This is a genomic window from Priestia sp. BR_2 (genome assembly GCF_041954005.1).
Lineage (GTDB): Bacteria > Bacillota > Bacilli > Paenibacillales > Paenibacillaceae > Paenibacillus_AQ > Paenibacillus_AQ lautus_A.
Genome location: NZ_JAVFHM010000133.1, coordinates 1 through 1068, shown reverse-complemented (window position 1 = coordinate 1068; position 1068 = coordinate 1). Strand labels below are relative to the sequence as shown.

Genomic DNA, 1068 nt, shown 5'->3' with positions numbered 1-1068 from the left:
GAAGAAATAGGCGCTTTTTTTATAGTTTGAAGATTATACAGGGCAGATTTTTTTATATACAGTGTGACAATTCTTCACTTTAAATATTTTTTTGACATATTCATCCAATTCGATTAATATCAAATTAGATGTATATCGAATTAAGGGAAGAAGGTAGTAAGCTATGCAATTAGATAAGTTGGTGAGTTATCATAAAGCCGTTGGTGATCCTACCAGGATTAGAATTATTTCACTATTAAAAAAAGGACCTCTTCACGGGCAAGCCATTGCTTATAAGCTGGGGTTGCAGCCTCCAACTATTACTCATCACATTTCAAAACTAAGAAATGTAGGAATTATTTATCAAAGAAGACAAGGGAACATTATTTATTTTTATCTAGACCTTGAAAGACTTGAATATAACTCGAAGGCTATTTTGAGTATTGGAGAGGATTCGATGGAAAATCAAGAAAACCATTTACAGGATAAAGACAAATTATCGATTGTTAAAAACTTTATAAATAGTGATGGTACTTTAAAGATCATTCCAAGTCAAAGAAAGAAAAAGAACGTAATATTAGCCTATTTAATACGCGATTTACAACACGGAAAAACGTATCAAGAGAAAGAACTAAATGAACATATAAAAAAATATCATGAAGATTATGCAACGATTCGCAGAGAATTAATTATGCAGCATTTTATGTATAGGCAAAATGGAGAATACGAGTTAAATCCGAAAGAGATGTGGCCCGTTATCTTTTAAAATGGACGTAAAAACGTTCATTTTTTAAGCTTTCTAATTCGATATATATCTAATTAGTCTATGTTATTTCAAATAGAATTAAAGTAAAAATGTAATGTCCAAAATGAAAAAAACCAACGTTTTGGTAAGCATGTGACATTAATTTCATTCTCCTATGTGCTGGCACAGCAGCCATATTAGTTTGCTTACTGCTTACCCTAAAAGCATCTGCTTTGAAAAAATCATAAAACCTCTGTATGCAATAAGGATTATCCGCTACCAGTTAAATTAGTGAATAATCCTTATTTTTTAAAACTATAAAAGTGTTTTAACCATAATGAAGT

General features: G+C 30.4%; 1 protein-coding gene. It reads left to right on the top strand.

Annotation, left to right across the window (positions count from 1 at the left end; translation table 11 throughout):
- The first annotated feature begins 163 nt into the window (after nucleotides 1–163).
- Complete coding sequence (locus tag RB298_RS05125; protein ID WP_328235671.1) at nucleotides 164–745, top strand: DUF2087 domain-containing protein; 582 nt, start codon at nucleotides 164–166, stop codon at nucleotides 743–745.
- Nucleotides 746–1068: the final 323 nt, after the last annotated feature.